Genomic DNA, 25,753 nt, shown 5'->3' with positions numbered 1-25,753 from the left:
GTTCAAGCTCACTTCTCGAGAAGGAATAATTCATGAAGAAGCTATGCACTTTGGCTGCCGTTGCAGCCGTGTCCATGGGGCAGTTGGGGGCGGCCCAGGCGGCGGACGTGACCGCAGCCATCGGCCAGAGCGGTGACTCCACCATGGTCTATCGCCTGGGGGCGCAGTGGGACTGGGACAGCAGCTGGATGCAGAGCGACGTCGGTCGCCTGACCGGCTACTGGGACCTGGGTTATACCTACTGGGATGGTGACGAGACCTCGAGCAACCACAGCCTGTCGCTCGCCCCGGTGTTCGTCTACGAGTTCGCCGGGCAGAGCGTGCGCCCCTACATCGAGGCGGGCATCGGCGTGGCGGCCTTCTCCAGCACCGAGCTGGAAGGCAACGATCTGGGTACCTCCTTCCAGTTCGAAGACCTCATCGGCGTCGGCCTGCGCTTCTCCGGCCAGGAGATCGGGGTACGCGCGACGCACTATTCCAATGCCGGGCTGAAGACCCCCAACGACGGCGCCGAGGCCTATACCCTGCGTTATCGGATGAGCTTCTGAACGACAAGACCGGGCTGGCCCGGTCTTTTTCATTGCGCTTCGCCGGGGGGGCGGTCTGGGCCGCCCCGCACCGTTCACGCGGGCGTCGCTATCGATAGGCCCCGGCGATACCGCGGCGCTGCTCCAGGCATTCGACCGCGCCCAGTTCGAACTCGCGGCAGATCAACGGGCGTACCTCGTAGATGGTGCAGCGCATGCTGTCGCGGTCCAGCGCCACGCACCAGCCGTCGTCCAGGCGACGCATCACCTCGCCGCCCCACTGGTCGGTATCGATATAGCGCGGCGGCACGCCGCTGTCGCCGAACAGCAGCACTTCCAGCTGGCAGCAGCAGGCCGCGCAGCTGCTGCAGCTGACCTCGGGTTCGCTCGACAACTGGGTGTGGGGGATGGTCTGGCTCATGGCGCGACAGTGTACGACATGCAGTGGGTACACGGGGTTTGGGCTGACAGGGAGGGCAGTGCCGCCATTCCAGCAGGCCGGCTAAGCAGCTTTCGTAGGAGCCCCGTCCCGGGGCGAAGCTTTTTGAGTGCGCGCCGCCCAGGTTCGCGGCGGCGCGCCGCTCCTACAGAGGCTATTTCCTAGGCCGAGCGCCGGCTACGCAGGCCCTGCTCGTATTGGGTACGGTACAGCCGGGCGAAGCCGTGCAGCACCGGCAGCGCCAGCGCCCAGGTCGCGGCGAGGATGGCCAGGGTCGGCCAGGTGCCCAGCGGCAGCCTGACGCCGGCGATCTGCGCGCCGCCGTAGTAGGCCAGCGGCCCGGCGATGGCGCCGAGCAGGCTGGCGCGCCACCAGGGTCGCGCGCTCCAGGCCAGGCAGTGATTGAGGGTGCTGGCCAGCAGCAGCCAGAGCAGCGCCAGCCACAGCGGGATCAGCTGGCGCGGCTCGCCGAAATCGAACACACCGAGATTGAGCAGGAAGCTGTCCAGCGCGCTGCCGGCGAGAAACACGCTGAGCAGCAGCTTGCCCTCGGCCGCCCAGCTGCTGATCCACAGCAGGTGTATCGCGACGATCGCCGCCACCGCCAGCAGCCAGAGGCTGTCGCCGGCGAAGACGCAGATCAGCCAGCCGAGCTGGAACAGGAGGGCGTTGGCGATCGGCTTAGACATCGAAATTTCCTAACAGTGGGGCAGGACGCGCCGCCGGCTTGGCCAGCAGCAGTTGCGCGGTGCCAATGGTGCGTTCGAGGAAGCCTCCCTCGCAATAGCACAGGTAGAACTCCCAGAGCCGGTAGAAGTGATCGTCGTAGCCCAGCTGCGCCAGGCGCTGTCGAGCATTGCGCAGATTGTCGTGCCACAGGCGCAGCGTGCGCGCGTAGTGCAGACCGAAATCTTCCATATGGTGCAGGTTGAGGTCGGTGTGCTGGCCGACCACCTCCAGCATCTTTTGCACCGAGGGCAGCGCGCCGCCGGGGAAAATGTAGCGCTGGATGAAGTCCACGGAGCGGCACGCCTGTTCGTAGCGCTGCTCGCGGATGGTGATGGCCTGCAGCAGCATCAGCCCGTCGGGCTTGAGCAGGCGCGCGCACTGCTGGAAGTAGGTGGGCAGGAAACGGTGGCCGACCGCCTCGATCATCTCGATGGACACCAGCTTGTCGTACTGGCCGTCGAGGTCGCGATAGTCCTCCAGCAGCAGGGTGATGCGCTCCTCCAGACCCAGCTCGCGGATGCGCCGTTCGGTGTGGGCGTACTGTTCGCGCGAAAGGGTGGTGGTGGTCACCCGGCAGCCGTAGCGGCTGGCGGCGTGGATGGCCATGCTGCCCCAGCCGGTGCCGATCTCCAGCAGGTGGTCGGAGGGTTGCAGCGCGAGCTTCTGGCAGATGCGTTCGAGCTTGTTCAACTGCGCCTGCTCCAGGCTGTCGTCCTCGCCACGGAACATGGCCGCGGAGTACATCAGGGTGGGGTCCAGGAACTGCTCGAACAGCGCGTTGCCGAGGTCGTAGTGCGCGGCGATGTTGCGCCGCGAGCCCTGCCGGCTGTTGCGATTGAGCCAGTGCAGGCCGCGGATCAGCGGGCGGCCGAGTCGCGCCAGGCCGCGCTCCATGGCGTCGAGCACCTCCAGGTTGGCGACGAAGACGCGGATCACCGCGGTCAGCTCCGGCGAGTTCCAGTAGCCATGGATATAGGCCTCGCCGGCGCCGATCGAGCCATTGCCGGCCACCAGGCCCCAGAGCGAGGCGTCGAGCACGCGAATCTCGCCATGCAGGCTCGCCTGTGGATCGCCGAACTGCAGAACCTCTTCGCCGTCGTGCACGGTCAGCCGGCCATGGCGAAGCTGCGCGAGCTGACGCAGCACGGCGCCGCGCAGCAGACCGGCGGCCAGGCCGTTGCCGCTGCGTACCAGGGTTTTGGCGGAGGTCAGGCTAGAGCTTTTCATACGGCACGTCCTTCGCAAGCGGGCGGGCGACACGGAAGTCGCCTTCCGCGGGCTGGTGGTCGAACAGGGGCAGGCGCTTGAGCAGCAGGCGCAGGGCCTGCCAGTGGATGGCGGCGAGGGTCTTGCCGGTCATCCAGGGGAAACTCAGCAGGTGGCGATGCAGGCTGGCACGGGTCAATGCCTGGCGGCGCAGGCTGAGGCTGGCGTCGAAGAGCTTCTCCTCGCCCTGCCAGTCGGCCATATGAATGCCCAGGCGCTCGCCCACCGGGCCGAAGCTCATGCGGTACTCCAGCTCGCGCGGCAGAAAGGGCGAGACGTGCAGGGCCTTGGTCACGCTGACCCGCTGACGCCCTTCGCCAGTGGCGGGCAGTACGTAGTGGTAGCGCTCGCGCCAGGGCGTGTTGCTCACTTCACAGAGGATCGCCTGCAAGCGGTCGTCCGCGCCGTGGCAGTAGAAGAAGCTCGCCGGGTTGAACGCCAGGCCCCAGCTGCGCGGCTGCGTCAGCAGGCAGATGCGCCCCAGCGGACGGCGGCCGAGGGCCTGTTCGACACGCTGGCGCACGGCCTCGGCCAGGCGCATGCCGGTACCGGTGAACTGCGGCAGGTAATCGGTTTCGCGAAAGGCGAAGGGTGCCCAGCGACCGCGCCCGGCCAGCGGCGACAGGGCGAACAGTTGGTCCTGCTCGTCCAGGTCGAGATACAGCAGGCCGATGCGGTAGCCAAAGGCATGGGCGCGCGGGGCGAAGCGTCGATGCTGCACCCAGCCGCTGTACAGCGCGCTGTGCATTACAGCGCCTCGCCGAAGGCGCGGGCCACGCGCAGGGCGCTGACCACGCCGTCTTCGTGGAAGCCGTTGGCCCAGTAGGCGCCGCAGAAGTAGCTGTGGCGGGCGCCGAGCAGCTCCTCCCAGCGCGCCTGCGCGGCGCTGCCGGCCAGGCTGTATTGCGGATGGGCGTAGCGAAAGCGCGCGAGCACCTTGGCCGGGTCGATGGCCGCGCTCTGGTTGAGGCTGACGCAGAAGGTGGTAGCGCTGTCGATGCCCTGCAGGATGTTCATGTTGTAGGTGACCGCGGCGGGCTGCTCGCTCGCCCCACCCAGGCGGTAGTTCCAGCTGGCCCAGGCCGCCTTGCGCCTCGGCAGCAGGCGGGTGTCGGTATGCAGCACCACTTCGTTGTCGGCATAGGGCAGGGCGCCGAGGATGTCCGTCTCGGCCGCGCTGGGCTCGGCCAGCAGAGCCAGGGCCTGGTCGCTGTGGCAGGCGAACACCACCTTGTCGAAGCGCTCCGTGCCGGCGGCACTGTGCAGGGTGACGCCGTCGGCGTCGCGCTCGACCCGCTGCACCGGGCAGTTCAGCCGAATGCGCTCGGCGAAGCTGGCGGTGAGCGGCGTCACATAGCTGCGCGAGCCGCCGCTGACGACCTGCCACTGCGGTCGCTCATTGATCGACAACAGGCCGTGGTTCTTGCAGAAGCGCACGAAGAACTGCAGCGGAAAGGCGAGCATGCCGGCCGGTGACATCGACCAGATCGCCGCGCCCATAGGCAGCAGGTAATGGCGGGTGAAGCGCTCGCCATAGCCGTTGCGCCTGAGGTAATCGCCCAGCGTCGTGTCGGCGGCGATGCTGCCGTTGGCCAGGTCCTCCGGCGCCTGTCGATTGAAGCGCAGGATGTCACGCAGCATGCCCCAGAAGCCCGGCGAGAGCAGGTTGCGGCGCTGGGCGAACAGGGTGGCCAGGTTGTGCCCGTTGTATTCCAGGTCGTTGGCCGGATCGCTGACCGAGAAGCTCATCTCGGTGGGCTGGTAGCCGACGCCGAGCTGTTCCAGCAGGCGAATGAAGTTGGGGTAGGTCCAGTCGTTGAAGACGATGAAACCGGTGTCGATGGCGTACATGCGGCCGTCCACCTCGACGTCCAGCGTATGGGTGTGGCCGCCGATCCAGTCGCCGGCCTCGAAGACGGTGACCTGCTGGCGGCGATTGAGCAGGTAGGCGCAGGTCAGGCCGGCGATGCCGCTGCCGATGATGGCGATCCTCATGGCATGTCCTCGGCGGTCGGCTCGTTGCGTGCCAGGCGGCGGCCGATGGCCAACTGCAGGCGCCGCGGCAGAAGGCCGAGCAGTTTCAGGGTGAGGATGAAGGGCGCGGGGAAGCTGATCTCCAGCGGGCGCTTGTCCAGCCGCGCGGCGATATGCCGGGCGGCGCGTTCGGCGGGCCAGCGCATGGGCATGGCGAAGTCGTTGCGCCGCGTCAGCGGGGTGTCGACGAAACCGGGGCTGACCAGGGTGACGTCGATGCCCTCGGCGGCCAGGTCGATGCGCAGCGCTTCCAGCAGGTAGCGCAGCGCGGCCTTGGAGGCGCCATAGGCCTCGGCGCGCGGCAGGGCGAGGAAGGTCACCGCGCTGGCGACGCCGACCAGGTGCGGCCGCTCGCCCCGGCGCAGCAGCGGCAGGGCAGCCTCGATGCAGTGGCTGGCCGACAGCAGGTTGGCGCGCATCACCCGCTCGACCAGGGCGGACTCGTACGCCCGCGAATCGAGATATTCGCAGGTGCCGGCGTTGAGGATGGCGCAATCCAGTGCGCCCCAGGCCTGCTCGATGCGCAGGGCGATGGCGCGCACCTGCTCCGGCTCGCAGAGATCGCCCGGCACCACCAGCACCTGCTCGGCAAAACGTGCGGCCAGTGCCTGCAGAGGCTCGCTGCTGCGAGCGCTGAGCGCCAGGCGGTGACCGCCCTGCAGCAACTGCTCGGCCAGGGCGGCGCCGATGCCGCTGCTGGCGCCGGTCAACCAGATGCGCCTCATGCCAGCCTCCGCTTCAGCCAGCCAATGGTCCCGCCCAGCAGCGGCAGATGCTCGTAGAGCAGGGCGCCGGCGTCGAAGTAATCGCGGTGCAGGTGCACCTTGTCGCGCCACTGCAGGTAAGAGCAGCCCTCGACGCGGATCGGTGCGCCGCGGGCCAGGCGCGGGTGGCGGTAGCCCATGGTCCAGCGCAGGTAGCCTTGGTCCTCGCCGAGCGTATCGCAGCCGTGGAACTCGAAGCGCAGCTCGTCGACGTTGGCGTACAGCTCGGCGAAGTAGCGCTGCAGATTGCTCAGGCCACGCACCTCGTGCAGCGGGTCGCGAAACAGCACATCGTCCGCGTACAGCTCGCCGAGCCGCTCGAGGTTGTCCTTGTTCAGCGCGGCGAAACGTTCGGCGAAGGTGGGCAGGAAGTCGCTCATGCGGGCACCTCCAGGCTGCCGAGAGCCTTGAACGCGGCCAGGGCGCGCTGGCGCGAGCGCGCCAGATCGACGATCGGTCGCGGGTAGCCGGCCGGGGCGAGCAACCCGCCGAGCGCCGCCGGATCATGGATGTCGCGCCGGTTCAGCTCCGCCAGTTCCGGCAGCCACTGGCGAATGAACTGGCCGTCGGGATCGAACTTCCGCGACTGGCTGATGGGGTTGAAGATGCGGAAATAGGGGGCCGCGTCGGTGCCGGTGGAGGCGCTCCACTGCCAGCCGCCGTTGTTCGCCGCCAGGTCGCCGTCGATCAGCTGACGCATGAAGAAGCGCTCGCCCTCGCGCCAGTCGATCAGCAGGTTCTTGGTCAGGAACATGGCGACGATCATGCGCAGGCGGTTGTGCATCCAGCCGGTCGCGCGCAGCTGGCGCATGGCCGCATCGACGATTGGCAGGCCGGTGCGTCCTGCCTGCCAGGCGGCCAGTTCCTCCGGCGCGTCACGCCAGGGCACTGCCTCGGTTTCCGGGCGGAAGGCGCGGTGCATCGAGACCCGCGGGTAGCCGACCAGGATGTGCTTGTAGAACTCGCGCCAGAGCAGCTCGTTGATCCAGCTGACGGCGCCGGGGTTGCCGCCGTCGAACTCGCCGCGATTGGCGCGCAGCGCCGCGTGCAGGCACTGGCGCGGCGACAGCACGCCGGCGGCCAGATAGGGCGACAGCTGGCTGGTGCCGGGCGCGGCGGGAAAGTCGCGCGCCTCCTGGTAGAACTCGATCCGCTCCTCGGCGAAGCGCGCCAGGCGGCTGTGTGCCTGTTCCTCGCCGGCCGGCCAGAGCGTGCGCAGCGCCTCGCTCGGCACGGCGAAGCCGGCGACCGCGGCGGGCAGCGGGTCGCCGGCCACGGCCAGCGGCGCCTGCGTCTGCGGTTGTGCGCGCAGCGCTGGCAGGGCGCTGTGCAGGCGCTGGTAGCAGAGCTTGCGGAACTGGCTGTAGACCTGGAAGTAGCCGCCGGACTGGGTCAGCACGCTGCCGGGCTGGAACAACAGCTGATCCAGGTGGCTGTGCCAGGCGACGCCCTGTTGCGCCAGGCGCGCCTGCACCGCCAGGTCGCGACGGCTCTCGTGGACGCCGTACTCCTCGTTGACCTGCACCGCGGCGATAGTCTGCTCGCGGCAGACCTCGGCGAGCACGGTGGGGGCCTGGCTCCAGTTGTCGCAGCTGCGGATCAGCAGCGGTACGTTGAGCAGCTGCAGCTGGCGCTGCAGTTCGGCCAGGTTGCGCAGCCAGAAGTCGACCTTGCACGGCGCATCGTCATGGGCCAGCCACTGTCCGGGGCTGAGCAGGTACAGGGCCAGGGTCGGGCCGGCGGCCATGGCGCTGGCCAGGGCGCTGTTGTCGTGCACGCGCAGGTCGCTGCGCAGCCAGATCAGTTGACGCATCGGAGTCCTCGCCGGGGCTGTGCGGATTCGCGGCGCAGCGGTTCAGAGCGCATTGCGCAGGCTCAGGCGTTCCGGATGCGGCTGCAGGTAGGCCTGCTCGGCGACATAGTGATCCGGATGGCGGCGGAAGTGGTGCTTGAGCAGGGTCAGCGGCACCACCAGCGGCACCACGCCTTCGCGGTACTGGCCGATCAGCTGCTGCATCTCCTGCTTCTCCGGCGCGCTCAGGCTGCGCTTGAGATAGCCGGCCAGGTGCTGCAGCACGTTGCTATGGGTGCCGCGGGTGGCGCACTTCTTAAGCGCCGCCATCAGTTCGCTGAAATAGCGTGGCGCCAGGGCGGCCAGGTCGTGCAGGGCGAGGTCGCCGAGCAAGCGGCCGAGCGTCCGGTAGCGCTGTGCGTCGGTGGCCAGCAGCAGGTACTTGTAGCGCGAATGGAAGGCGATCAGCGCGCGGCGCGTCAGGCCCCGCTGCAACAGGCGCTGCCACTCGGCATAGGCGAACACGCGGGTGAGGAAGTTCTCGCGCAGTACCGCATCGTTGAGGCGGCCGTCTTCCTCCACCGGCAGATCGGGATGGCGGGCGCAGAAGGCGGCGGCGAAGATGCCGCGACCCGGCTCGCTGGGGCGGCCGCCATCCTGGTAGACCTTGACCCGTTCCAGCCCGCAGGACGGCGATTGCTGCATGAAGATGAAGCCGCAGATGCCCTGCAGTTCCTCGGCCATGCGTTCGGCATAGGCGGCCAGGTCGTCGGTGACGTCGCGCTGGCGATCGAGCGTGCCGACCGCGCGCGGCGCCGCCGGGTCGCCCACCAGGCGAATCGGCTCGCGCGGCACCGGCATGCCGATGCCGACTTCCGGGCACACCGGGACGAAGTCGAAATGCTCGGCCAGGCTGTCGCTGCACAGGCGCGAGCGCTTGTGACCGCCGTTGAAGCGCACCTCGGCGCCCAGCAGGCAGGCGCTGATGCCCAGTTTGGCTTTGCTCAGTTGCATGGCGTGCTCTCCAGATTCTTGTACATGGATAAAGCTATGTACAACTTTTGTCCATCATAGGGGCGTGGTTGTACAAGTCAATCGTCTTGTACAACTTATCTGGGGCTTTTGGGTGGGGACGCAGGCGAGGGAGGCTGAGGTCAGCGCCAGCCCTGCAGCCAGCGCTGGGCATCTTTCAGCTCGTGCCAGTTGAGCCGCTGGCTGCGTCCGCTGACAACGGCCTGCAGTTCGACGGCGAGAAGGTCGTCGCGTTCGTCGCGGATCAGTTGGATGACCAGAAAGTGGCGCTCGCGATCCCGTGGCTGCGCTGCCGTCCATTTCGACAGCAGCAGCTTGCGCGGATCGAGCCGCCGCTGCGTCATGCCAGGTGTTCGAGCAGACGACGGGCGGCGTCCTGGCCACTGAGCCAGGCGCCTTCGACTCGTCCGCTCAGGCACCAGTCGCCGCAGGCGTACAGGCCCAGGTCGGCATCGGCCAGCGCGCCCCATTGGTGGGCCTGCGCCGGCCGGGCATAGAGCCAGCGGTGCGCCAGGGTGAAGCTGGGCGAGGGCACGGCGCAGCCGATCAGTTCGGCGAAGGCGCCGTACAGCTGTTCGATCACCGCCTCCTTGGGCAGGTCCAGATGCTGCTTGCTCCAGCTGTTGCTGGCGTGCAGCACCCAGACGTCGTGGGGATTGTCGCGACCCGGTTTGCTGCGCTCGCGCGCCAGCCAGTCGAGTGGACTGTCCTGCACGAAGCAACCTTCGACCGGAGTATCGAGTGGCGTAGCGAAGGCCAGGGCTACCGCCCAGGTCGGCTCCATGATCACGCTGGCGGCAGCGCCGGCCAGCTTCGGCGCGGCAGCCAGCAGGGCGCTGGCCTGCGGCGCCGGGGTGGCGACTATCACATGGCTGAAGGGCCCATGGCTCTGGCCGTCGGCGTCCTGCAGATTCCAGTGCTGCTTGCCGCGGAACACCTCGGTGATGCGGCAGGCGAACTGCACCGGCAGGGCGCCGAGCAGCGCGCGGGTGATGGCGCTCATGCGCGGCGTGCCGACCCAGCGCACCTGCTCGTCCGGCGATGCGCCGAGCTGACCATCGTGGCTGTTGTAGAGGCTCGGGGTCCATTCGGCCGCCCAGCCGCGGGCCTGCCATTGCTGCACCACCTCGACGAAGCGGCGGTCGCGCGCGGTGAAGTACTGGGCGCCCAGGTCCAGGTTGCCGATATCGCTGCGCTTGCTGGCCATGCGGCCACCGCTGCCACGACTCTTGTCGAACAGTTGGATCTCCTGGCCGGCGGCATGCAGGGTCTGGGCGGCGGATAATCCCGCTATACCGGTGCCGATGATAGCGATGGGTGCGTTCATGATTACCTCGTCAGCGCTGAATGCTTTACAGGCTACGTTTTGGACAGAAGCTGTACAAGAATGTTCTCATGTACAGGCGTGCCCGGATTGTCTCGCTCCCTACTTTTAGGTGTAGGACAAATGAGGCCATCGATAAAGGCACGCGGGCCTGTCTTAAACCAGACTAGTGGGCAAGCCCCAGCAATTGCCATGCGAGGAGGATGCCATGCATATCCTGCTGACCGGCGGTACCGGTCTGATCGGACGGGGGCTCTGTGCCCACTGGCTCGAGCAGGGCCACCAGTTGACGGTATGGAGTCGCGATCCGGACAAGGTCGCGCGCCTGTGCGGCGCCCCGGTGCGCGGCATCGGCCGGCTCGAGGAGCTGGGCGACGAGCCGCTCGACGCGCTGGTCAACCTGGCCGGCGCGCCCATCGCCGACCGGCCCTGGAGCAGCAAGCGCAAGGCGCTGCTGTGGGCCAGCCGCATCGGCCTGACCGAACAGCTGCTGGCCTGGTTGCAGAGTCGCGCGCAGCGTCCGCAACTGCTGATTTCCGGCTCGGCGGTGGGCTTGTACGGCGACGGCGGCGAGCGCGAGCTGCACGAGGACACGCCGCAGGTCACCGACGACTTTGCCGCGCAGCTGTGCGGCGCCTGGGAGGAGACCGCGCAGCGTGCCGAGGAGCTGGGCATCCGCGTGGTGCTGGTGCGCACCGGGCTGGTCCTGCACGCCGAAGGCGGCATGCTGGCGCGCATGCTGCTGCCGTTCAAGCTGGGCCTGGGCGGACGCATCGGCGACGGCCGGCAGTGGATGCCGTGGATCCATTACGCCGATCAAATCGCCCTGATGGATTTTCTCTTGCAGCAGGAGGGCGCTCGCGGTCCCTATAATGCCTGCGCGCCGCAGCCGGTACGCAACGCCGAGTTCGCCAAGACCCTGGGCCAGGCGCTGAGTCGCCCGGCCATCCTGCCGATGCCGGCGTTCGTCCTGCGCGCCGGGCTCGGCGAGCTGTCCGAGCTGCTGCTCGGCGGCCAGCGTGCGGTACCGACCCGCCTGCTGGAGGCCGGATTCAGTTTTCGCTTCACCCATCTGGATGTGGCCTTGGCCGATCTGCTGGGCCACCCCTGACTAGGATTTCGCATGACCGATCACGCTTTGTTGCTGGTTAACCTGGGTTCGCCCGCGTCCACCGAGGTAGCCGATGTCCGCCGGTACCTCAATCAGTTCTTGATGGACCCCTATGTCATCGATCTGCCCTGGCCGCTGCGCCGCCTGCTGGTGTCGCTGATCCTGATCAAGCGGCCGGCGGCCTCGGCGCATGCCTATGCCTCGATCTGGTGGGAGGAGGGCTCGCCGTTGATCGTCCTCAGCCGCCGCCTGCAGCAGGCGATGGGCGCGCACTGGAGGCACGGTCCGGTGGAGCTGGCCATGCGCTACGGCGAGCCGTCCATCGAGTCGACCCTGCAGCGCCTGGCCTCGCAGGGCATTCGCCAGGTGACCCTGGCGCCGCTATATCCGCAGTTCGCCGACAGCACCACCACCACGGTAATCGAAGAGGCCAAGCGGGTGCTACGCGAGCGCGGGCTGGACCTGCGTTTGTCGATCCTGCCGCCGTTCTATGAGCAGCCCGAATACCTCGACGCCCTGGTGGCCAGCGCCAAGCCGTATGTGGAGCAGGGCTTCGACCATCTGTTGCTGAGTTTCCACGGCCTGCCCGAGCGCCACCTGCACAAGCTCGACCGCAGCGGCCATTGCCTGAAGGGTGACGACTGCTGCCGCACGGCATCGCCCGAGGTGCTCGCCACCTGCTACCGCGCCCAGTGTCTGCGCAGCGCCGAGGCCTTCGCCGAGCGCATGGGCCTGCAGCCGCAGCAGTGGTCGGTGAGCTTCCAGTCGCGCCTGGGCCGGGCCAAGTGGATCGAGCCCTACACCGAGACGCGCCTCGACGAACTGGCCGCGCAGGGGGTGAAGAAGCTTCTGGTGATGTGCCCGGCGTTCGTCGCCGACTGCATCGAGACGCTGGAGGAGATCGGCGACCGCGGCCGCGAGCAGTTCGTCGCGGCCGGCGGGCAGAGCCTGCAGCTGGTGCCCTGCCTGAACGACCGGCCTGAATGGGTAGCGGCGCTGAACACCCTATGCGAGCGGGCCCCGCGGCAGGTCTGAGCGCCTGCCGGGGCGAGGCATTCGCCCCGGCGGGTATGAAGCATTCGTCCGCCTGATAACACCTTCGAGCGATACTCAGCGCCGTTTATATCGTCCTAAGCTGACGCCACTTTCAACCGCCGCGCGCCGCGTCAGCGGTGCCGAGGAGAGCGTCCGTGCAGAAGAACAATAACGGCTATCCCTCCAGTGCCCGCGCCTGGGTCACTGTCGCCATCCTGATGCTGGCCTACGTGCTGTCCTTCGTCGATCGGCAGATACTCAACCTGCTGGTCGAGCCCATCCGCCGCGATCTGGCGATCAACGACACGCAGATGAGCCTGTTGATGGGCCTGTCCTTCGCCCTGTTCTACACCGTATGCGGCATCCCGCTCGGCCGCGTCGCCGACACTCGCAGCCGACGCGGGCTGATCGCCGTCGGCGTGCTGTTCTGGAGCGCCGCCACCGCCGCCTGCGGCATGGCCAAGCTGTACTGGCAGTTCCTGCTGTGCCGCATCGGCGTCGGTGTGGGCGAGGCGGCGCTGTCGCCGGCGGCCTATTCACTGATCGCCGACAGCTTCCCCGCCGAGCGCCGCGCCACCGCCATCAGCGTCTACTCCATGGGCGTCTACCTGGGGTCGGGGCTGGCCTTCCTGATCGGCGGCCTGGTCATCCAGTTCGCCTCGGCGCAGGGCGACGTGTTGCTGCCGGTGTTCGGCCAGGTGCGTCCCTGGCAGTTGATCTTCATCATCCTCGGCGGCGCCGGCGTGCTCTTCACCCTGCTCATGCTGGCGGTCAAGGAGCCATTGCGGCGCGGCGTCGGTGCCGGGGTAGCGGTGCCGCTGGTGGATGTCGGGCGCTATATCCGCGCCAACCGCACCACGGTGCTGTGCCACAACTTCGGCTTCGCCGGCCTGGCCTTCGCCGGTTACGGCAGCGCGGCCTGGGTGCCGACCTTCTACATCCGCACCTACGGCTGGGACGCCGGCCAGGTCGGTATCGTCTACGGCTGCATCGTCGCCGTGTTCGGCTGCCTCGGTATCGTCTTCGGCGGGCGCCTGGCCGACTGGATGGCCAAGCGCGGACGCAGCGATGCCAACATGCGCGTCGGCCTCTACGCCGCATTCGGCGCGCTGCCGCTGGTGCTGTTGTTCCCGCTGATGGAGACGGCGTTCTGGGCCAGCCTGCTGCTGGCGCCGACGGTGTTCTGCCTGAGCATGCCGTTCGGCGTGGCGCCGGCGGCGATCCAGGAGATCATGCCCAACTCGATGCGTGGCCAGGCCTCGGCCATCTACCTGTTCGTCATCACCCTGATCGGCTTAGGCGTAGGCCCGACCGCGGTGGCGCTGGTGACCGACTTCGTCTTCGCCGACGATAGCGCGCTGCGCTGCTCGCTGCTGATCGTCACTACCCTGGCGGTGCTGATGTCCATCGTCCTGCTGGGCAAGAGCCTCAAGCCCTACCGCGAGAGCGTGGTGCGCCTCGAGCAGTGGGCGGCGAGTCCGGCCTGATTGGTGAAGACGCATGCAGACAGCGCCCTGGGCATCAACGGCAGGCTGGCCAAGGAACAAGCCGCGATTTGCGCGGCTCGATCCATCGGGCGAGCAGGCGGTTAGCGACGATAGCGATGGACGTGCTTGTGGCCGCGCCAGTGCTTGTGCCGCTGGTAGTGGCGAGGTGTGTAGTGATACCGCCGAGGCTCGTAGTAGCGCGGGCCCACCACCACGGTATAGGGGCGATAGTAGACCGGCGGCTGGTAGTACACCGGCTGTGGCGGGTAATACACCACCTGCGGCGGTGGTGCGTGATAGACCCGGGTATTGGCGGCGATCACGCCGCCGACCACGGCGCCGACCACCGCCCCGGCGATGGCCGCATCGCGGCGGTCCGAGGCTTGGGAAGGCTCCGGACCCGCCAGCGCCAGGCTGGCGAGCAGTCCGGTGACGAGGGAAATACGCGTATGCATGAGCGTGCCTCCTGTGGGACCGGAGCGTTCCGGTTAATCCCTTCGACCATGCATCGCGTCGATTATTTCGCCTGCGACTGTAAACGCTGGGTAAAGCCGGCCGAGCGCCGGTGCCGCGCTTATTGCGCCCAGCGTTGCTGAATCCGCTCCAGGGTGCCGGCATTGCGCAGGCGCACCAGGGCCTCGGAAAACCGCCGGGCGCGCTCGATATCACCCTTGGCGAAGGCGACGAAGCGCGGCATCTGGATCAACGGGCGATGCAGGATGCGCACCTGCTCCTCGGCGCGCTGCTCCTTGACGAAATACAGCAGCTGCACGCGGTCGCCGACGATGATGTCGACGCGCCCGGCCAGCAGCATCGACACCAGCTGGCGCGGGTTCTGCGCGCTGGTGTCGCGGGCCAGGTCGGCGCGGTCGAAATCCTCCTCGTAGGCGTAGCCACGCACCTGGCCGATCACGTAGGGGGCGAAATCGTCCAGCGTACGCCAGTCCTGGATAGCGGTCTTGGCGGTGGTCATGAACACGGTCGAGCCGCTGCGCAGCGGGCCGACCAGTTCGTACTGCTCCTGGCGTTGCGGGGTGCCGGCGAACTGAAAGGCCATCTGCGCCTCGCCGCGCTCGAGCATGCGCTTGACCCGCGCCCAGGGATACAGGCGGATCCGGTGCTCCACCTTGGCCTCGCGCAGCACCGCATCGACCAGCTCGACATCCAGCCCGCGCGGGGTGTCGTCGTCGACTTCGACGAAGCTGTAGGGGGCGAACTGCTCGTCGCCGACCACTTGCCAGGGGGCGGCGGCCAGCGGGTTGGTCAGTGCCAGCAGAACGAGCAGCAGAAGGCGCATGGCATGTTTCTCCGCAGCGAGCCTGCGTTCAGCTTAGCCAAGTCTGCGGCGGGTCAGACCTTGCGCACGAACTCCGACTTGAGCTTCATCGCGCCGATGCCGTCGATCTTGCAGTCGATGTCGTGATCGCCGTCGACCAGACGGATGTTCTTCACCTTGGTGCCGACCTTGACCACCAGCGACGAGCCCTTGACCTTGAGGTCCTTGATCACGGTGACGCTGTCGCCGTCCTGCAGCGGATTGCCCACCGAGTCCTTGATCACCCGCGCCTCGTCACCGCTCTCGGCGCCGTCGCCGGCCTGCCACTCATGGGCGCACTCGGGGCAGATCAGTTGGCCGGCGTCTTCGTAGGTATATTCGGAATTGCACTTGGGGCAGGGGGGCAGGGTGCTCAAGAGATGGCCTCGGCGGTAGGTGAGAAACCATGGATTGTATAGGGTTTTGCCGGTCTTCGTCGCTGTGCCCTGCAGGCGCGGGGTAGTAGGTGTCAAAAATATTGGACTTTCTGCCGTCTCGGGTTTCAGCGCCTGCGCCGCTGTGTATGCGGTTTACATAGCCTTGTGTGGACGTGGTGGGTGGGGTTGCTTCGACGATGCTCTGCTTAATTGTTTGACATATTTTACGGCTCGGGCAGACTGGCAGCAGATTCCGCTGCCGAACCGGGTGGCGGGTGCCTCTGTAGGCAGCCCTTCTCGCCGAGTCGAGAGGACCCGGTTCGAGCCGCCGTCGGAAGGCGGCGCCCCGGCTCAGGACGAGCCCGGGCGCACGGGGTTAGCCAAACAGGTCGTAGCCTGCGAATGCTGCCGGCCTGCACAGCAACGACAGGCCCGGCCTGTCCCAAGGTGACGTATGTCCGACAAGAAAATCCGCAGTACCCCGCGCAAACCCGTCGTGTTGATGTCCATGGGCGCTCAGGAGCGCAAGGGCCACGACTATCAAGTGATGACCCACAAATATATCCAGCCGCTGGTCGAACTCTCCGGCTGCGTGCCGCTGCTGGTGCCGACCTGCTGTGGCTGCGATGATCTCGAGCAGTACCTGGACATGGCCGATGGCGTGTACCTGACCGGCGCCGGCAGCAATATCGACCCGGCGCTCTATGGCCAGGAGAACGAGACGCCGAACAAGGCCCAGGACCGCGACCGCGACCTGTTCGACCTGCCGCTGATCCGCGCCGCCCTCGCGCGCGGCCTGCCGATCTTCGGCATCTGCCGCGGCATGCAGGAGATCAACGTGGCCCTGGGCGGCGACATCTTCCAGAAGGTGTATGCCGAGCCTGGCTACAACGACCACCGGGAGAACCCCGACGATCCGGTGGAGGTGCAATACGCGCCGCGTCATGCGGTGTATCCGCTGCCCGGCAGCTGGTTCGCCGAGTTGCTGGGGCAGCAGGAGATCCGCGTCAACTCGCTGCACGGGCAGGCCATCCGCAACCTGGGCCAGGGCCTGGAGGTGCTGGCCACCGCCGAGGACGGCCTGATCGAGGCCATCCATGCGCCGAGCCTGTCGCCCTTCCTGCTGGCGGTGCAGTGGCACCCGGAGTGGCGCGCGGCCGGCAACCCCGACTCGGTGAAGATCTTCCAGGCCTTCGGCGAGGCCTGCCGGCGTCGTGCCGCCGAACGGAACTGAACGCCCGTCGAGAACATCCTGCGGCGATCTGTCTGGAAAAGGCGTGGAACTTGCTAGCCCTCGGAGGCCCCGGCAACGATCCGGGCGCTTCTTCCTATCGCACGAGGGTTTCTTCGATGATCACTGCCTCCATCGCCAACTGCATGAGCCGGGATTTCGCCCGCATCCATCCCGATATGCCCGTGGTCAAGGCGGTCGCCAAGCTGCTGCGGCACGAGCTGCTAGGCGGCCCCGTCACTGACACCGACGGTCGCCTGCTCGGCTGGCTGTCCGAGCAGGAATGCCTGAAGGTGGCGATCCAGGTGGCCTACTACAACCAGCGGGTGGCCACGGTCGGCGACATCATGCGCCGCGACGTGCTCAGCGTTCGCGCCGAGATGGACCCGATGGAACTGGTGCAGCAGATGCTCGGCGACAAGCCGAAGAACTATCCGGTGGTCGATGCCGACGGCCGCGTGCTCGGGGTGATCAGCCGTCGCCATCTGCTGCAGCAGTTGGACCGCTGGCTGCTGCCGGCCCGTTGCGCCTGAGGGCGGCAGGAGCCGTCTTGGTGCGCGGCGGGCTTCGCGGAGGGTGGGGTGCACCAAAATGGTCGATTCGCTTGAGCGCGGGCCAGGCGCCGAGCAGGATCGCGCCCAGTACCAGCGCCATGCCCAGGGCATGGCTGGCGGCGAAGCGTTCGCCCAGCGCCAGTACCCCCACCAGCGCCGCGCTGACCGGCATCAGGCCGATGAACAGACCGGCGACATTTGCCGGGACCTGGCGGATGCCGGAGTACCACAGCAGAAACGACAGCACGCTGGCGCTGACGGCATAGAACAGCAGCAGCTGCCAGGTGCCCGGACTCGGCGCCTGCCAGGCGAAGTTCAGCGCCTGCGGCAGGGCCAGCGGCAGAAACAGCAGCAGTCCGGCCAAATTGACGCCGAAGGCCATGGCCCAGGGATGCAGGCGTAGCGACAGGCGCCTCGAATAGATGGCGAACAGCGCTTCGGACAGCACCGCGCCCAGCACCAGGGCGTTGCCCGGCAAACTCGAGCCGTTGCCCTGGCCGCTTTCCAGCAGGTTGAGGAGTGCCATGCCGGATATCGCCAGGCCGATGGCCAGGGCATTGCGCGCGGCGATGCGCTCGCCCAGCAGCAGCCAGGCCAACAGCGCCACCAGGCTCGGCGTGATGCTGAGGATGATGCCGGCGCTGGTGGCCGAGGTCAGCGTCACGCCGTGCAGGATGAACAGGCTGAACAGGAAGCAGCCGAACCAGGCCTGCAGCAACAGGCCGCCCGCGGCCTGCCCATCCAGCCCCCGGCGCACCGCCGGCAGCAGCATGCCGGGCGCCAACAGCAGGCAGGCGATGGCGAAGCGCAGCAGGGCGAAGAGATGCACCGGCAGCTCGTTCAGCACCGCCTTGCCGACCGCGACGTTGCCGCCGACCAGCAGCATCGACAGGGCCAGGCAGGTATAAGCGAGGGCTTGGGGCATGGCGCGCGTCCGTGCCTGGCGACTCACTCGGCCTTGAGCGCGAAGCCGACGCCGAAGCGGTTCCAGGCGTTGATGGTGGCCACCGCCAGGGTCAGGTTGGCGATCTCGGCGTCGCTGAAGTGTTCGCGCAAATCGGCGTACTCGGCATCGCTGGGGTGCTCGCTGCTAAGCCGGGTCAGACTCTCGGTCCAGGCCAGTGCCGCGCGTTCGCGCGGGCTGAAATGCGCGCTCTCGCGCCACACGCAAACCGTCTGCAGGCGCGCCTCGCTGGCGCCGCCGCGACGGGCGTCGTTGGCGTGCATCTGCACGCAATAGGCGCAACCGTTGAGCTGCGAGGCGCGCAGGCGCACCAGCTCCAGCAGGGGCAGCTCGAGGCTGCATTGTTCCAGCACCGCTTCCAGGCCGAGCATGGCCTGGTAGGCCTCGGGGGAGGCCTTGCTCCAGTTCAGTCGCATCTCGCGTCTCCTCAGGCGTGGCTCGCTCCATGCGAGCCCTGGAGCCAGACTAGTCGGCGCGAAGGACTGCAGAAATAGCCAATTTGGTTGAATCCAAGGAGGCCAATCTGTTGTGCTAGGGGCGTCACTCATGGAGCCATCGAGATGGATCTGCATCTGGATATCGACCCCGACCAGCCCCTCGCCGCGCAGCTCTACCGGCAACTGCGCGACGCCATCCTTGGCGGTCGTCTGGCGGGCGGCGCGCGGCTGCCGCCGACGCGCTACCTGGCCCAGCGCCTGCAGGTCTCGCGCAAGACGGTCAGCGAGGCCTACGAGCAACTGCTCGCCGAGGGCTTCACCACCACCCGGGTGGGCAGTGGCACCTTCGTCAGTGCCGCGGCGCAGGCGCCCGTGCCGCCGCGGCTCGATGCCGGCCTGCTGCAGCCGGCCAGGCGCTGGCATGAGCTGGCGGTGGATCCGCTCGACAGGCCGCCGCGCGGCTGGCGCTACGACTTCGCCGGCGGCACGGTGAGCATGCGCCGTTTTCCCCTCGATGCCTGGCGCACCAGCCTGCACCATGCCCTGCGCCAGCTGGCGCAGGGCAGCGGCTTCTATGCCGGGGTCGAGGGGCAGCCGGCGCTGCGTCAGGCCATCGCCCGCTATCTGGCGGCCAGCCGTGCGGTGCGCTGCGACTGGCACGACCTGCTGGTGACCCAGGGCGCGCAACAGGGCCTGAGCCTGCTCGCCCAGGTGATGCTCGAACCCGGCGCCCGGGTGGCCATGGAGGAGCCCGGCTACACCCCGGCGCGCAGCTGCTTCCTCGCCGCCGGTGCCGAGGTGATCGGCGTGCCGGTGGATGGCGAGGGCCTGCGCGTCGATCTGCTGCCGACGGGCGTACGCCTGGTCTACGTCACTCCTTCGCACCAGTTTCCGCTGGGCATGCCGATGAGCCTGGGACGGCGCCTGGCCCTGCTGGAGTGGGCGCGGCGTCAGCGTGCGCTGATCATCGAGGACGACTACGACGGCGAGTTCCGTTTCCAGGGGCGCCCGCTGGAGGCGCTGCAGAGCCTGGATCGCCACGGTCTGGTGGCCTACCTGGGCACCTTCTCCAAGACTCTCTATCCGCAACTGCGCGTCGGCTACCTGGCGATGCCGCCCGGCCTGCGCGAGTCCTTGGTGCGGGCCAAGCTGCTCGGCGACCGGCACGGCGACAGCCTGCAGCAACTGGCGCTTGCGCACTTCATGGAGCGCGGCGAGTTCGCCCGCCATACCCGGCGCATGCAGCGCCTGTATGCCGAGCGCCGTGAGCGTCTGCTGCAGCGCCTGCACGGCGATCTGGCGCCCTGGCTGCAGCCAGTCGTGCCGATGGCCGGTATCCACCTGGCCGCGCTGCTGCGCGCCGGCGTCGACGCCGAGCGTCTGGCCGGAGAGATGGCCGAGCGTGGCATCGGCCTGGACTCGCTCGCGTCCTTCTATCAGGGGACGGCGCAGGCCGGCTTGCTGTTCGGTTTCGGCTGCATCGAACTCGACGAACTGGAGGCCGGCCTGGACGAGCTGCGCCTGGCGCTGCAGGCCGCCTGTCAGTAACCGCGCGGCGTCTCCGGCCAGTCCAGGGTGCCGCTGTCGCTGAAGCGATGGGTGCCGAGCAGGCCGCCGGCCAGTTTGCCACGCAGCTCGTAGGGCAGGCCCTGGCCCGGCCGGTAGCCACTGGCACCCCAGGCCTGGCGCATGGCCGAGAACGCGGAAATGCTCACCGGCACGCTGATCAGGGTTTCGCCGAAACGCGGCACGCTGCCGCGCTGGTCGCTCACGCCGCTGGCCAGTGGCTGGCCGTTGACCTCCAGATCCAGCGCCACGCCGTCGAAATCCACCGCGCTGTCGTTGGGGTTCTGCACCCGCAGCTTGACCGCGAAGCGCACCTCCAGGCCCTCGCCGGGCAAGGGCTCCAGGCCGGCCAGATCGATGCGTAGCGGATCGCGCTCGCCCAGGCTGGCACAGGCGGCCAGACTCAGGGCGAGCAGGGCGAAGAAGCAGAAACGAAGCGAGCGGGGCATGGCGGTCTTCCTTGGACTGATTGGCTTACAGCATAGAAGACCGCCGCCGCTGGCTTTAGCTCCCGCTGCGTTGCCGGCTGCCGAGCACCAGGGCGATGCCGCCGAGCACCGCGGCGGCGCTGAGCAGCAGGCGCAGCGTCAGGCTCTCGTTCAGGAGCAGGCTGCCGCCGAGCGCCGCCAGGATCGGCACGCTGAGCTGCACGGTGGCGGCCTGGCTGGCGCGCAGGCCGGGCAGGGCGCTGTACCAGATGGCGTAGCCGACGCCTGAGGTCAGGGCTCCGGAAAGCAGCGCGTAGAACAGTCCGGCGCCATCCCAGTGCAGCTGCGGCAGCAGCGCCAGGGCCAACAGCAGGCCGAGCGGCGCCGCGCGCAGGAAATTGCCGGCAGTCATCGCCAGCGGATCGCCCTGGCTCCGGCCGAGCAGCGAGTAGGCGCCCCAGGCCACCCCGGCCAGCAGCATGAGCAGGGCGGCCGCCAGCGGCGGCGCGCTGGCGCCGGGCAGCAGCAGCGCCAGCAGGCCGCCGGCCGCCAGGGCGGTGCCGAGGCTGGCTGCCAGGCCCGGGCGCTCGCCGCGCCACAGGCCCCAGATCAGCATGCTCAGCTGCACGGCGCCGAACAGCAGCAGGGCGCCGATGCCGGTATCGAGCTGCAGGTAGGCGAAGGAAAAGGCCGCGGCGTAGACGAACAGCGCCAGCGCCCCCGGCCAGCTGCCGGCCACCGGCTGGCGCGTGGCACGCAGGCGCAGCAGCAGCCAGAGCGTCAGCGCGCCGGAGGCGAGGCGGATGGCGGTGAAGCCGGCGGCATCGATCGCCGTTTCGCGCAGGGCCAGGCGGCACAGCAGCGAGTTGCCGGCGAAGGCCAGCATGGCCAGGGCGGTGAGCAGCAGTATGCGGGGCGACATCGACCATCCTTGCGCGGGTGTGGCTACCAGCTAAGCACAGCGGCGCGCCGCGCGGGATCGTCCGTTGGTCGCAGTTGCGCGGAGCTCAGTCGTACTCCGCCTCGGCGTGATCGCCTAGCAGGCGCAGCTGGCGCGGCGTGCAGGCGGCCAGCACCGCCGGGTCGAAGCGAAAGTGCAGGTAGGGCGAGAACTTCTGCGCCACCATGCGCCGGCCGTAGTGGATCTGCAGCATATAGCGGCTGCGCGTGCGGCTCAGGTTGGGGCTGCCCGCGTGCCACAGCTCGCTGCGAAAGAACAACAGATCGCCGGCGCGGCAGAAGATCGGCTCGGGCTCGTGGCCGCGCCAGTCACGTTCGCCGGCAGCGGGCGGACGGCCGGCGCGGTGGCTGCCGGGGATCACCCGGGTGGGCGCAAGCTCTGCGTCGATGTCGTCGAGATAGAGCTGGGCGGTGCAGATCTGCATGGGCAGTTCGAAGGCCTGATCGTCCAGCAGGCTCTGCGGCAGCGCCATCGGCAGATGGTCCAGATGCAGCTCGCTGCCGACGAAGCCGGGGTGGCAGCGCCAGGCGGTCTGGCCGATCACATGGCAGTCGCTGCCCAGCGCCGCTTCGGCCAGCTCGATCACCTGCGGCAGATCTAGGTAGGGCAGCCAGAACGGGTCGCGGTTGAATACGCACTTGTAGTGATCGAGGCTGCCCTGGTAGTCCCAGTGGATGGGCCGCAGGGCGTCGATGGCGGCGCGCACTGCCGCGATGCGCGGCGCATCCAATACCCCCGGCAGCAGGACGAAGCCCTGTTGATGCAGGGCTTCTAGTCGCTCGGCGGTCTGCTTGGTGGTTGCGTGGGACATGACAGCGCTCCGGCATTCGACCGGTCTAGGCTGGCATCGCCGGACGGCGCGACGCAAGCCTTTGCAGCTGCGCTCCGAACGGCAGGCCGGCGGCGTTGCGAATGTCGGGAGCGACGCCGCTGACGCGGACGGAGCGGCCATCTTCGCTGCCGCGTGGCGTATCGGCTATTTTGATTATGTGTGTCATATAAATTTTAAATTATGATCGTAATTTAAATCGTGGGAGGATCTCCCCCACTTCCTCGCACAACCTGGAGACGCGCCATGACCGCTCAAGCCACCCTCGCCACCGCCCTGATCACCGGTGCCTCGTCCGGCATCGGCGCCACCTACGCCGAGCGTCTGGCCCGGCGGGGCCACGACCTGTTGCTGGTGGCGCGCGACGCCCAGCGCCTGCAGGCCCTGGCCGAACGCCTGGGTGGCGAACATGGTGTCGCCGTCGAGGTGTTGCCGGCCGACCTGACGCAGAAGGCCGATGTACTCGAGGTGGAGCGCCGTCTGCGTGAGGACGCCAGCATCGGCCTGCTGGTGAACAACGCGGGCGTGGCGATGAACGGCAGGCTTGCCGACGCCGATCTGGAGCAGGCCGAGGCCATGATCCAGCTCAACGTGGTGGCCTTGACCCGTTTGGCGGCAGCGGCTGCGGCCAACTTCTCCGCGGCCGGGCGTGGCGGCATCATCAATCTCGGTTCGGTGGTGGCGCTGGCGCCGGAGATGTTCAATGCCGTGTACAGCGCGACCAAGGCCTATGTGCTGAGCCTGACCCAGACCCTGGCCGGCGAACTGCGCGAAAGCGGGGTGCAGCTCCAGGCCGTGCTGCCGGGGGTGACCCGCACCGAGATCTGGGAGCGCAGCGGCACCGATGCCTCGGCGCTGCCGCCGTCGATGATCATGGAGGTGGGCGAGATGGTCGACGCGGCGCTGGCCGGCTTCGATCGGGGCGAGTTGGTGACCATCCCCTCGCTGCCGGATGCGGCCGACTGGGACGCCTTCGTCGCCGCTCGCGCGACGCTGGGGCCGAACCTGTCGCGCAATCAGGCGGCGGCGCGTTACAAGTGAGCGTCGCGAGCGCCGCTCAGGCGCCCCTACTGTTGCTGGGCCTCCTGCGCCTGTTCGATCAGCAGGCGGCGGGTGGTCTTGAGCAGGCGGTCGGACAGCTCGGGGTCCTTGACGCTGCGCGACAGCAGCAGGGCGCCGACCATGGCCGAGAGCAGCAGCACGCTCTGCTCGGCGGCGTCGTCGCCTTTGAGGTTGTCTTCGATCAGCGCTAGGCGGTTGCGGATCAGCGCGTCGGTGATCTCGCTGGCTTCGCCGCGCTGGCCCAGCTCGGCGGACATGGTCGGCAGCGGGCAGCCGGCGCCGGGGTTGGCGCGGTGCGCGCTGGACAGGTAGCTGGCGATAAAGCGCGTCAGCGGCGCCTCGGCCTTGTCGGCCTGCTGCTCGGTGCTGCCGGCCAGGTCCTGCACGGCATGGCGCAGGGCGGTCTCCACCAGCTCGTCCTTGGACTTGAAATGGGCGTAGAAGCCGCCGTGGGTCAGGCCCAGCGCCTTCATCAGCGGCTGCAGGCCGGTGGCGCCGATGCCGTCGCGGCGAAAGCGCAGCGCGGCCTCGTCGATGATGCGTTGGTGGGTCTTGGCCTTGTGGTCTTCCGAATAGCGCATCGGATGCTCCGGATGATTCAGATGTTGGCTGTCATCTTACACCCGCCTCGGGGTTCTGGCGTGCGGCGCTCATATCGAGGATCAGACAGGTGGTGGAAGCCACGGCGTAGAGCCGTTCGTCGACGTCGTACAGGCGCCCTTCGGCCAGCGCGGTGGAACGACCGACATGGATGATGCGCCCCTCGGCGCGCACCGGGCCGGCCTCGCTGCGCAGGGCGCGGATGTAGCTGACGCGCAGGTCGCTGGTGGTGTAGCCCTGGCCCGGCTTGAGCAGCGTATGCACCGCGCAGCCCATGCAGGAGTCGAGCAGGCTGGCGATATAGCCGCCGTGCACGCTGCCCAGCGGGTTGTAGTGACGCGCATCGGGCGTGCCCTGGAAGACGAAGCGACCGCTGGCCCACTGCAGCGGCACGAAATCCAGCAGCTGGCCGAAGGGCGGGCTGGGCAGTTCGCCGCGGCCGATGCGATCGAAGAATTCCATGGGCGCCATGCTGGCCACCTCGGCCAGGGCCAGGGTTCCTGGGGCGGCGAGATTGGTACGCATCGCCTGTTCTTCGGCCTGCCAGGCGGCCAGACGGGTGTCGCGGTTGTGCGGGTTCATGCGGGACTCCCAATTTTATGATGGACGACATTCAATCTTTCATATTATGGTTGAAATATAAATACCCGAGCCGGAGATTCGCCATGCGCCCGTCCCCCTCCCGCGTGTTGCTGCTGCTTCTGATGCTGCTCACCGCCCTGGGGGAGATATCCACCCAGTTGCTGATTCCCGCCCTCGGCGCCCTGGAGCGCGGCCTGCATGCCGCGCCGGGCAGCAGCCTGCTGGCGCTGTCGCTGTTCGTTGCCGCGTTCGGCCTCGGCCAGTTGCTGCTCGGCCCGCTGTCCGACCGTCTCGGCCGCCGTCCGGTGCTGCTGGCCGGGCTCTCGCTGTACCTGCTGGCGAGCCTGGGCATGCTGCTGGCGGAGAACATCCAGACGCTGATCGCCGCCCGCGTGCTGCAGGGGTTCGGCGCCTGCGCCGCGCTGGTGCTGGCGCGTGCCATCGTGCGCGACGTGTGGCAGGCCGAGGCGGGGCCGGCCCTGGCGCTGACGGTGCTGGGAATGTTCGCCGCCATCGTCCTGTCGCCGCTGCTCGGCGGCCTGCTGACCCAGTATGGCGGCTGGCGCGCGCCGCTCGTGGCTAGCCTGGCGCTGGGCGGCGTGGCGCTCTTGGCGGTGCTCGGCGGCTACCGCGAGAGCCATTTGCAGCGCGACCCGCAGGCCGGGCGGCTGAGCCGCCTGCTGGGCGATTACCGCGATCTGCTGGGCAGCTGCCGCGCGCTGGCGCTGACCATCGCTGCCACCTACGGCGCCATGTTCGTCGTGGTGGCCGGCTCCTCGGCGGTCTATATCGGCCTGCTCGGCCTGAGCGCGGCGCAGTACGGCATGACCTTCGCGACTATCGTCTCCGGCCTGCTCGGCGGCGCCCTGTTCACCCTGCGCAACGTGCAGCGCCTGGGGCCACAGAGAGTGGTGGCCATCGGCGTGGCGCTGGTGCTGGCCGGAGCGCTGCTGACGTTGGCGATCTACCTGCTGTTTGGCCTGTCGCTGCTCGGCCTGTCCCTGCCGCAGGTGCTGGTGACCCTGGGCGGCGGCATGCTGCTGCCGGCGGCGGTGGCCGGCGCGGTGCTGCCCAACCCGCAGCGCGCCGGGCTGGCGGCCGGGCTGATGGGCTTCGCGCAGATGAGCGGGGCGACTTTGAGCGGCCTGTTGCTGGCCTGGCTGCAGGATGGCTCGGCCTGGCCTATGGTTGCCTTGCACGCCCTGTTCGCCGCGCTGGCGTTCGCCGGCTTCCATCTGCTGCGCGTCCGCCCGGTCAACGCCGTGCTGGCCGCCGGCAAACTTCCCTGAGGTAAGGAGAGTCGTTCC

General features: G+C 68.3%; 30 protein-coding genes. 9 read left to right on the top strand and 21 right to left on the bottom strand.

What is annotated here, in order from left to right:
• The first annotated feature begins 32 nt into the window (after positions 1 to 32).
• Positions 33 to 548: an acyloxyacyl hydrolase gene (locus ACUTAF_RS15605; RefSeq protein WP_445580813.1), complete on the top strand. Its 516-nt coding sequence runs from the start codon at positions 33 to 35 to the stop codon at positions 546 to 548.
• Positions 549 to 636: 88 nt separating this feature from the next.
• On the opposite strand, the gene ACUTAF_RS15600 is transcribed toward ACUTAF_RS15605, so the two are convergent.
• From ACUTAF_RS15600 to ACUTAF_RS15550, 11 genes are all read right to left on the bottom strand, one after another.
• A complete protein-coding gene (locus ACUTAF_RS15600) occupies positions 637 to 948 on the bottom strand; it encodes a YkgJ family cysteine cluster protein (RefSeq protein WP_445580812.1) in 312 nt (103 codons plus the stop codon).
• 179 nt (positions 949 to 1,127) lie between these two features.
• The gene (locus ACUTAF_RS15595) at positions 1,128 to 1,655 is read right to left on the bottom strand and encodes a DUF2878 domain-containing protein (RefSeq protein WP_445580811.1); all 528 of its coding nucleotides are present in this window, start codon (positions 1,653 to 1,655) and stop codon (positions 1,128 to 1,130) included.
• Positions 1,648 to 2,922, bottom strand: coding sequence for a class I SAM-dependent methyltransferase (locus tag ACUTAF_RS15590; RefSeq protein ID WP_445580810.1), 1,275 nt, complete (start codon positions 2,920 to 2,922; stop codon positions 1,648 to 1,650). Before ACUTAF_RS15590 ends, ACUTAF_RS15595 begins: the two co-directional genes overlap by 8 nt.
• Positions 2,909 to 3,709 (bottom strand): DUF1365 domain-containing protein, encoded by an 801-nt coding sequence (locus tag ACUTAF_RS15585; protein WP_445580809.1) that lies wholly within the window; start codon positions 3,707 to 3,709, stop codon positions 2,909 to 2,911. The genes ACUTAF_RS15590 and ACUTAF_RS15585 overlap by 14 nt, the downstream gene beginning before the upstream one ends.
• On the bottom strand, positions 3,709 to 4,956 hold the full coding sequence (locus ACUTAF_RS15580; protein ID WP_445580808.1) for an NAD(P)/FAD-dependent oxidoreductase: 1,248 nt from the start codon (positions 4,954 to 4,956) through the stop codon (positions 3,709 to 3,711). Before ACUTAF_RS15580 ends, ACUTAF_RS15585 begins: the two co-directional genes overlap by 1 nt.
• On the bottom strand, positions 4,953 to 5,720 hold the full coding sequence (locus ACUTAF_RS15575) for an SDR family NAD(P)-dependent oxidoreductase (RefSeq protein WP_445580807.1): 768 nt from the start codon (positions 5,718 to 5,720) through the stop codon (positions 4,953 to 4,955). Before ACUTAF_RS15575 ends, ACUTAF_RS15580 begins: the two co-directional genes overlap by 4 nt.
• Positions 5,717 to 6,139: a nuclear transport factor 2 family protein gene (locus ACUTAF_RS15570; protein ID WP_445580806.1), complete on the bottom strand. Its 423-nt coding sequence runs from the start codon at positions 6,137 to 6,139 to the stop codon at positions 5,717 to 5,719. Before ACUTAF_RS15570 ends, ACUTAF_RS15575 begins: the two co-directional genes overlap by 4 nt.
• Positions 6,136 to 7,572, bottom strand: a complete 1,437-nt coding sequence (phrB, locus tag ACUTAF_RS15565; protein ID WP_445580805.1) for a deoxyribodipyrimidine photo-lyase — start codon at positions 7,570 to 7,572, stop codon at positions 6,136 to 6,138. Before phrB ends, ACUTAF_RS15570 begins: the two co-directional genes overlap by 4 nt.
• 42 nt (positions 7,573 to 7,614) lie before the next feature.
• A complete protein-coding gene (locus ACUTAF_RS15560; RefSeq protein WP_445580804.1) occupies positions 7,615 to 8,565 on the bottom strand; it encodes a YbgA family protein in 951 nt (316 codons plus the stop codon).
• 140 nt (positions 8,566 to 8,705) lie between these two features.
• Positions 8,706 to 8,927 (bottom strand): TIGR02450 family Trp-rich protein, encoded by a 222-nt coding sequence (locus ACUTAF_RS15555; protein WP_445580803.1) that lies wholly within the window; start codon positions 8,925 to 8,927, stop codon positions 8,706 to 8,708.
• Positions 8,924 to 9,910 (bottom strand): NAD(P)/FAD-dependent oxidoreductase, encoded by a 987-nt coding sequence (locus ACUTAF_RS15550; protein WP_445580802.1) that lies wholly within the window; start codon positions 9,908 to 9,910, stop codon positions 8,924 to 8,926. Before ACUTAF_RS15550 ends, ACUTAF_RS15555 begins: the two co-directional genes overlap by 4 nt.
• Positions 9,911 to 10,115: 205 nt before the next feature.
• On the opposite strand from ACUTAF_RS15550, the gene ACUTAF_RS15545 reads away from it, so the two are divergent.
• The 3 genes from ACUTAF_RS15545 to ACUTAF_RS15535 all read left to right on the top strand — a co-directional run bounded on the left by ACUTAF_RS15545 (position 10,116) and on the right by ACUTAF_RS15535 (position 13,540).
• Positions 10,116 to 11,018 carry a TIGR01777 family oxidoreductase gene (locus ACUTAF_RS15545; protein ID WP_445580801.1) on the top strand — a complete coding sequence of 301 codons (903 nt, stop codon included), beginning with the start codon at positions 10,116 to 10,118 and terminating at the stop codon, positions 11,016 to 11,018.
• 12 nt (positions 11,019 to 11,030) lie between these two features.
• Complete coding sequence (hemH, locus tag ACUTAF_RS15540) at positions 11,031 to 12,053, top strand: ferrochelatase (protein WP_445580800.1); 1,023 nt, start codon at positions 11,031 to 11,033, stop codon at positions 12,051 to 12,053.
• 155 nt (positions 12,054 to 12,208) lie between these two features.
• Entirely contained in the window at positions 12,209 to 13,540 is a 1,332-nt protein-coding gene (locus ACUTAF_RS15535; protein ID WP_445580799.1) for a spinster family MFS transporter, read from the top strand.
• A gap of 101 nt (positions 13,541 to 13,641) precedes the next feature.
• Here the strand turns inward: ACUTAF_RS15535 and ACUTAF_RS15530 are convergent, their stop codons facing one another.
• The 3 genes from ACUTAF_RS15530 to ACUTAF_RS15520 all read right to left on the bottom strand — a co-directional run bounded on the left by ACUTAF_RS15530 (position 13,642) and on the right by ACUTAF_RS15520 (position 15,232).
• Positions 13,642 to 13,995, bottom strand: coding sequence for a hypothetical protein (locus tag ACUTAF_RS15530; RefSeq protein ID WP_445580798.1), 354 nt, complete (start codon positions 13,993 to 13,995; stop codon positions 13,642 to 13,644).
• A 119-nt stretch (positions 13,996 to 14,114) separates the two neighbouring features.
• Positions 14,115 to 14,837, bottom strand: a complete 723-nt coding sequence (locus tag ACUTAF_RS15525; RefSeq protein ID WP_445580797.1) for a substrate-binding periplasmic protein — start codon at positions 14,835 to 14,837, stop codon at positions 14,115 to 14,117.
• A gap of 53 nt (positions 14,838 to 14,890) precedes the next feature.
• Positions 14,891 to 15,232, bottom strand: a complete 342-nt coding sequence (locus tag ACUTAF_RS15520) for a zinc ribbon domain-containing protein YjdM (RefSeq protein WP_445580796.1) — start codon at positions 15,230 to 15,232, stop codon at positions 14,891 to 14,893.
• Positions 15,233 to 15,686: 454 nt separating this feature from the next.
• Here ACUTAF_RS15520 and ACUTAF_RS15515 point away from each other — a divergent pair, with 454 nt between their 5' ends.
• Positions 15,687 to 16,466: a gamma-glutamyl-gamma-aminobutyrate hydrolase family protein gene (locus ACUTAF_RS15515; protein ID WP_445580795.1), complete on the top strand. Its 780-nt coding sequence runs from the start codon at positions 15,687 to 15,689 to the stop codon at positions 16,464 to 16,466.
• 116 nt (positions 16,467 to 16,582) lie between these two features.
• Positions 16,583 to 16,996: a CBS domain-containing protein gene (locus tag ACUTAF_RS15510; protein WP_445580794.1), complete on the top strand. Its 414-nt coding sequence runs from the start codon at positions 16,583 to 16,585 to the stop codon at positions 16,994 to 16,996.
• Here the strand turns inward: ACUTAF_RS15510 and ACUTAF_RS15505 are convergent.
• A complete protein-coding gene (locus ACUTAF_RS15505) occupies positions 16,935 to 17,942 on the bottom strand; it encodes a DMT family transporter (protein ID WP_445580793.1) in 1,008 nt (335 codons plus the stop codon). The two genes, ACUTAF_RS15510 and ACUTAF_RS15505, sit on opposite strands and share 62 nt — an antisense overlap.
• 23 nt (positions 17,943 to 17,965) lie before the next feature.
• Positions 17,966 to 18,397, bottom strand: a complete 432-nt coding sequence (locus ACUTAF_RS15500; protein WP_445580792.1) for a carboxymuconolactone decarboxylase family protein — start codon at positions 18,395 to 18,397, stop codon at positions 17,966 to 17,968.
• Positions 18,398 to 18,541: 144 nt separating this feature from the next.
• Between ACUTAF_RS15500 and pdxR the strand changes: the two genes are divergently transcribed.
• Positions 18,542 to 19,966 (top strand): MocR-like pyridoxine biosynthesis transcription factor PdxR, encoded by a 1,425-nt coding sequence (gene pdxR, locus ACUTAF_RS15495; RefSeq protein WP_445580791.1) that lies wholly within the window; start codon positions 18,542 to 18,544, stop codon positions 19,964 to 19,966.
• Here the strand turns inward: pdxR and ACUTAF_RS15490 are convergent.
• The 3 genes from ACUTAF_RS15490 to ACUTAF_RS15480 all read right to left on the bottom strand — a co-directional run bounded on the left by ACUTAF_RS15490 (position 19,960) and on the right by ACUTAF_RS15480 (position 22,184).
• On the bottom strand, positions 19,960 to 20,433 hold the full coding sequence (locus tag ACUTAF_RS15490) for an LEA/WHy family protein (protein ID WP_445580790.1): 474 nt from the start codon (positions 20,431 to 20,433) through the stop codon (positions 19,960 to 19,962). The genes pdxR and ACUTAF_RS15490 overlap by 7 nt on opposite strands.
• 55 nt (positions 20,434 to 20,488) lie before the next feature.
• Positions 20,489 to 21,334 (bottom strand): EamA family transporter, encoded by an 846-nt coding sequence (locus tag ACUTAF_RS15485; protein WP_445580789.1) that lies wholly within the window; start codon positions 21,332 to 21,334, stop codon positions 20,489 to 20,491.
• 85 nt (positions 21,335 to 21,419) lie between these two features.
• A complete protein-coding gene (locus ACUTAF_RS15480) occupies positions 21,420 to 22,184 on the bottom strand; it encodes a phytanoyl-CoA dioxygenase family protein (protein ID WP_445580788.1) in 765 nt (254 codons plus the stop codon).
• A gap of 264 nt (positions 22,185 to 22,448) precedes the next feature.
• On the opposite strand from ACUTAF_RS15480, the gene ACUTAF_RS15475 reads away from it, so the two are divergent.
• Positions 22,449 to 23,243, top strand: coding sequence for an SDR family NAD(P)-dependent oxidoreductase (locus tag ACUTAF_RS15475; protein WP_445580787.1), 795 nt, complete (start codon positions 22,449 to 22,451; stop codon positions 23,241 to 23,243).
• Positions 23,244 to 23,269: 26 nt separating this feature from the next.
• Here the strand turns inward: ACUTAF_RS15475 and ACUTAF_RS15470 are convergent, their stop codons facing one another.
• Together ACUTAF_RS15470 and ACUTAF_RS15465 are read right to left on the bottom strand one after the other, a co-directional pair.
• A complete protein-coding gene (locus ACUTAF_RS15470; protein WP_445580786.1) occupies positions 23,270 to 23,845 on the bottom strand; it encodes a TetR/AcrR family transcriptional regulator in 576 nt (191 codons plus the stop codon).
• A gap of 31 nt (positions 23,846 to 23,876) precedes the next feature.
• The gene (locus tag ACUTAF_RS15465) at positions 23,877 to 24,446 is read right to left on the bottom strand and encodes a PaaI family thioesterase (RefSeq protein ID WP_445580785.1); all 570 of its coding nucleotides are present in this window, start codon (positions 24,444 to 24,446) and stop codon (positions 23,877 to 23,879) included.
• Between the two features lie 83 nt (positions 24,447 to 24,529).
• Here ACUTAF_RS15465 and ACUTAF_RS15460 point away from each other — a divergent pair, with 83 nt between their 5' ends.
• Positions 24,530 to 25,735, top strand: coding sequence for an MFS transporter (locus tag ACUTAF_RS15460; RefSeq protein WP_445580784.1), 1,206 nt, complete (start codon positions 24,530 to 24,532; stop codon positions 25,733 to 25,735).
• Positions 25,736 to 25,753: the final 18 nt, after the last annotated feature.

It is taken from the genome of Pseudomonas sp. SP16.1 (assembly GCF_052682975.1).
The sequence above is the reverse complement of the archived record's forward strand: the minus strand, read 5'-3'. Positions and strand labels throughout refer to the sequence as shown.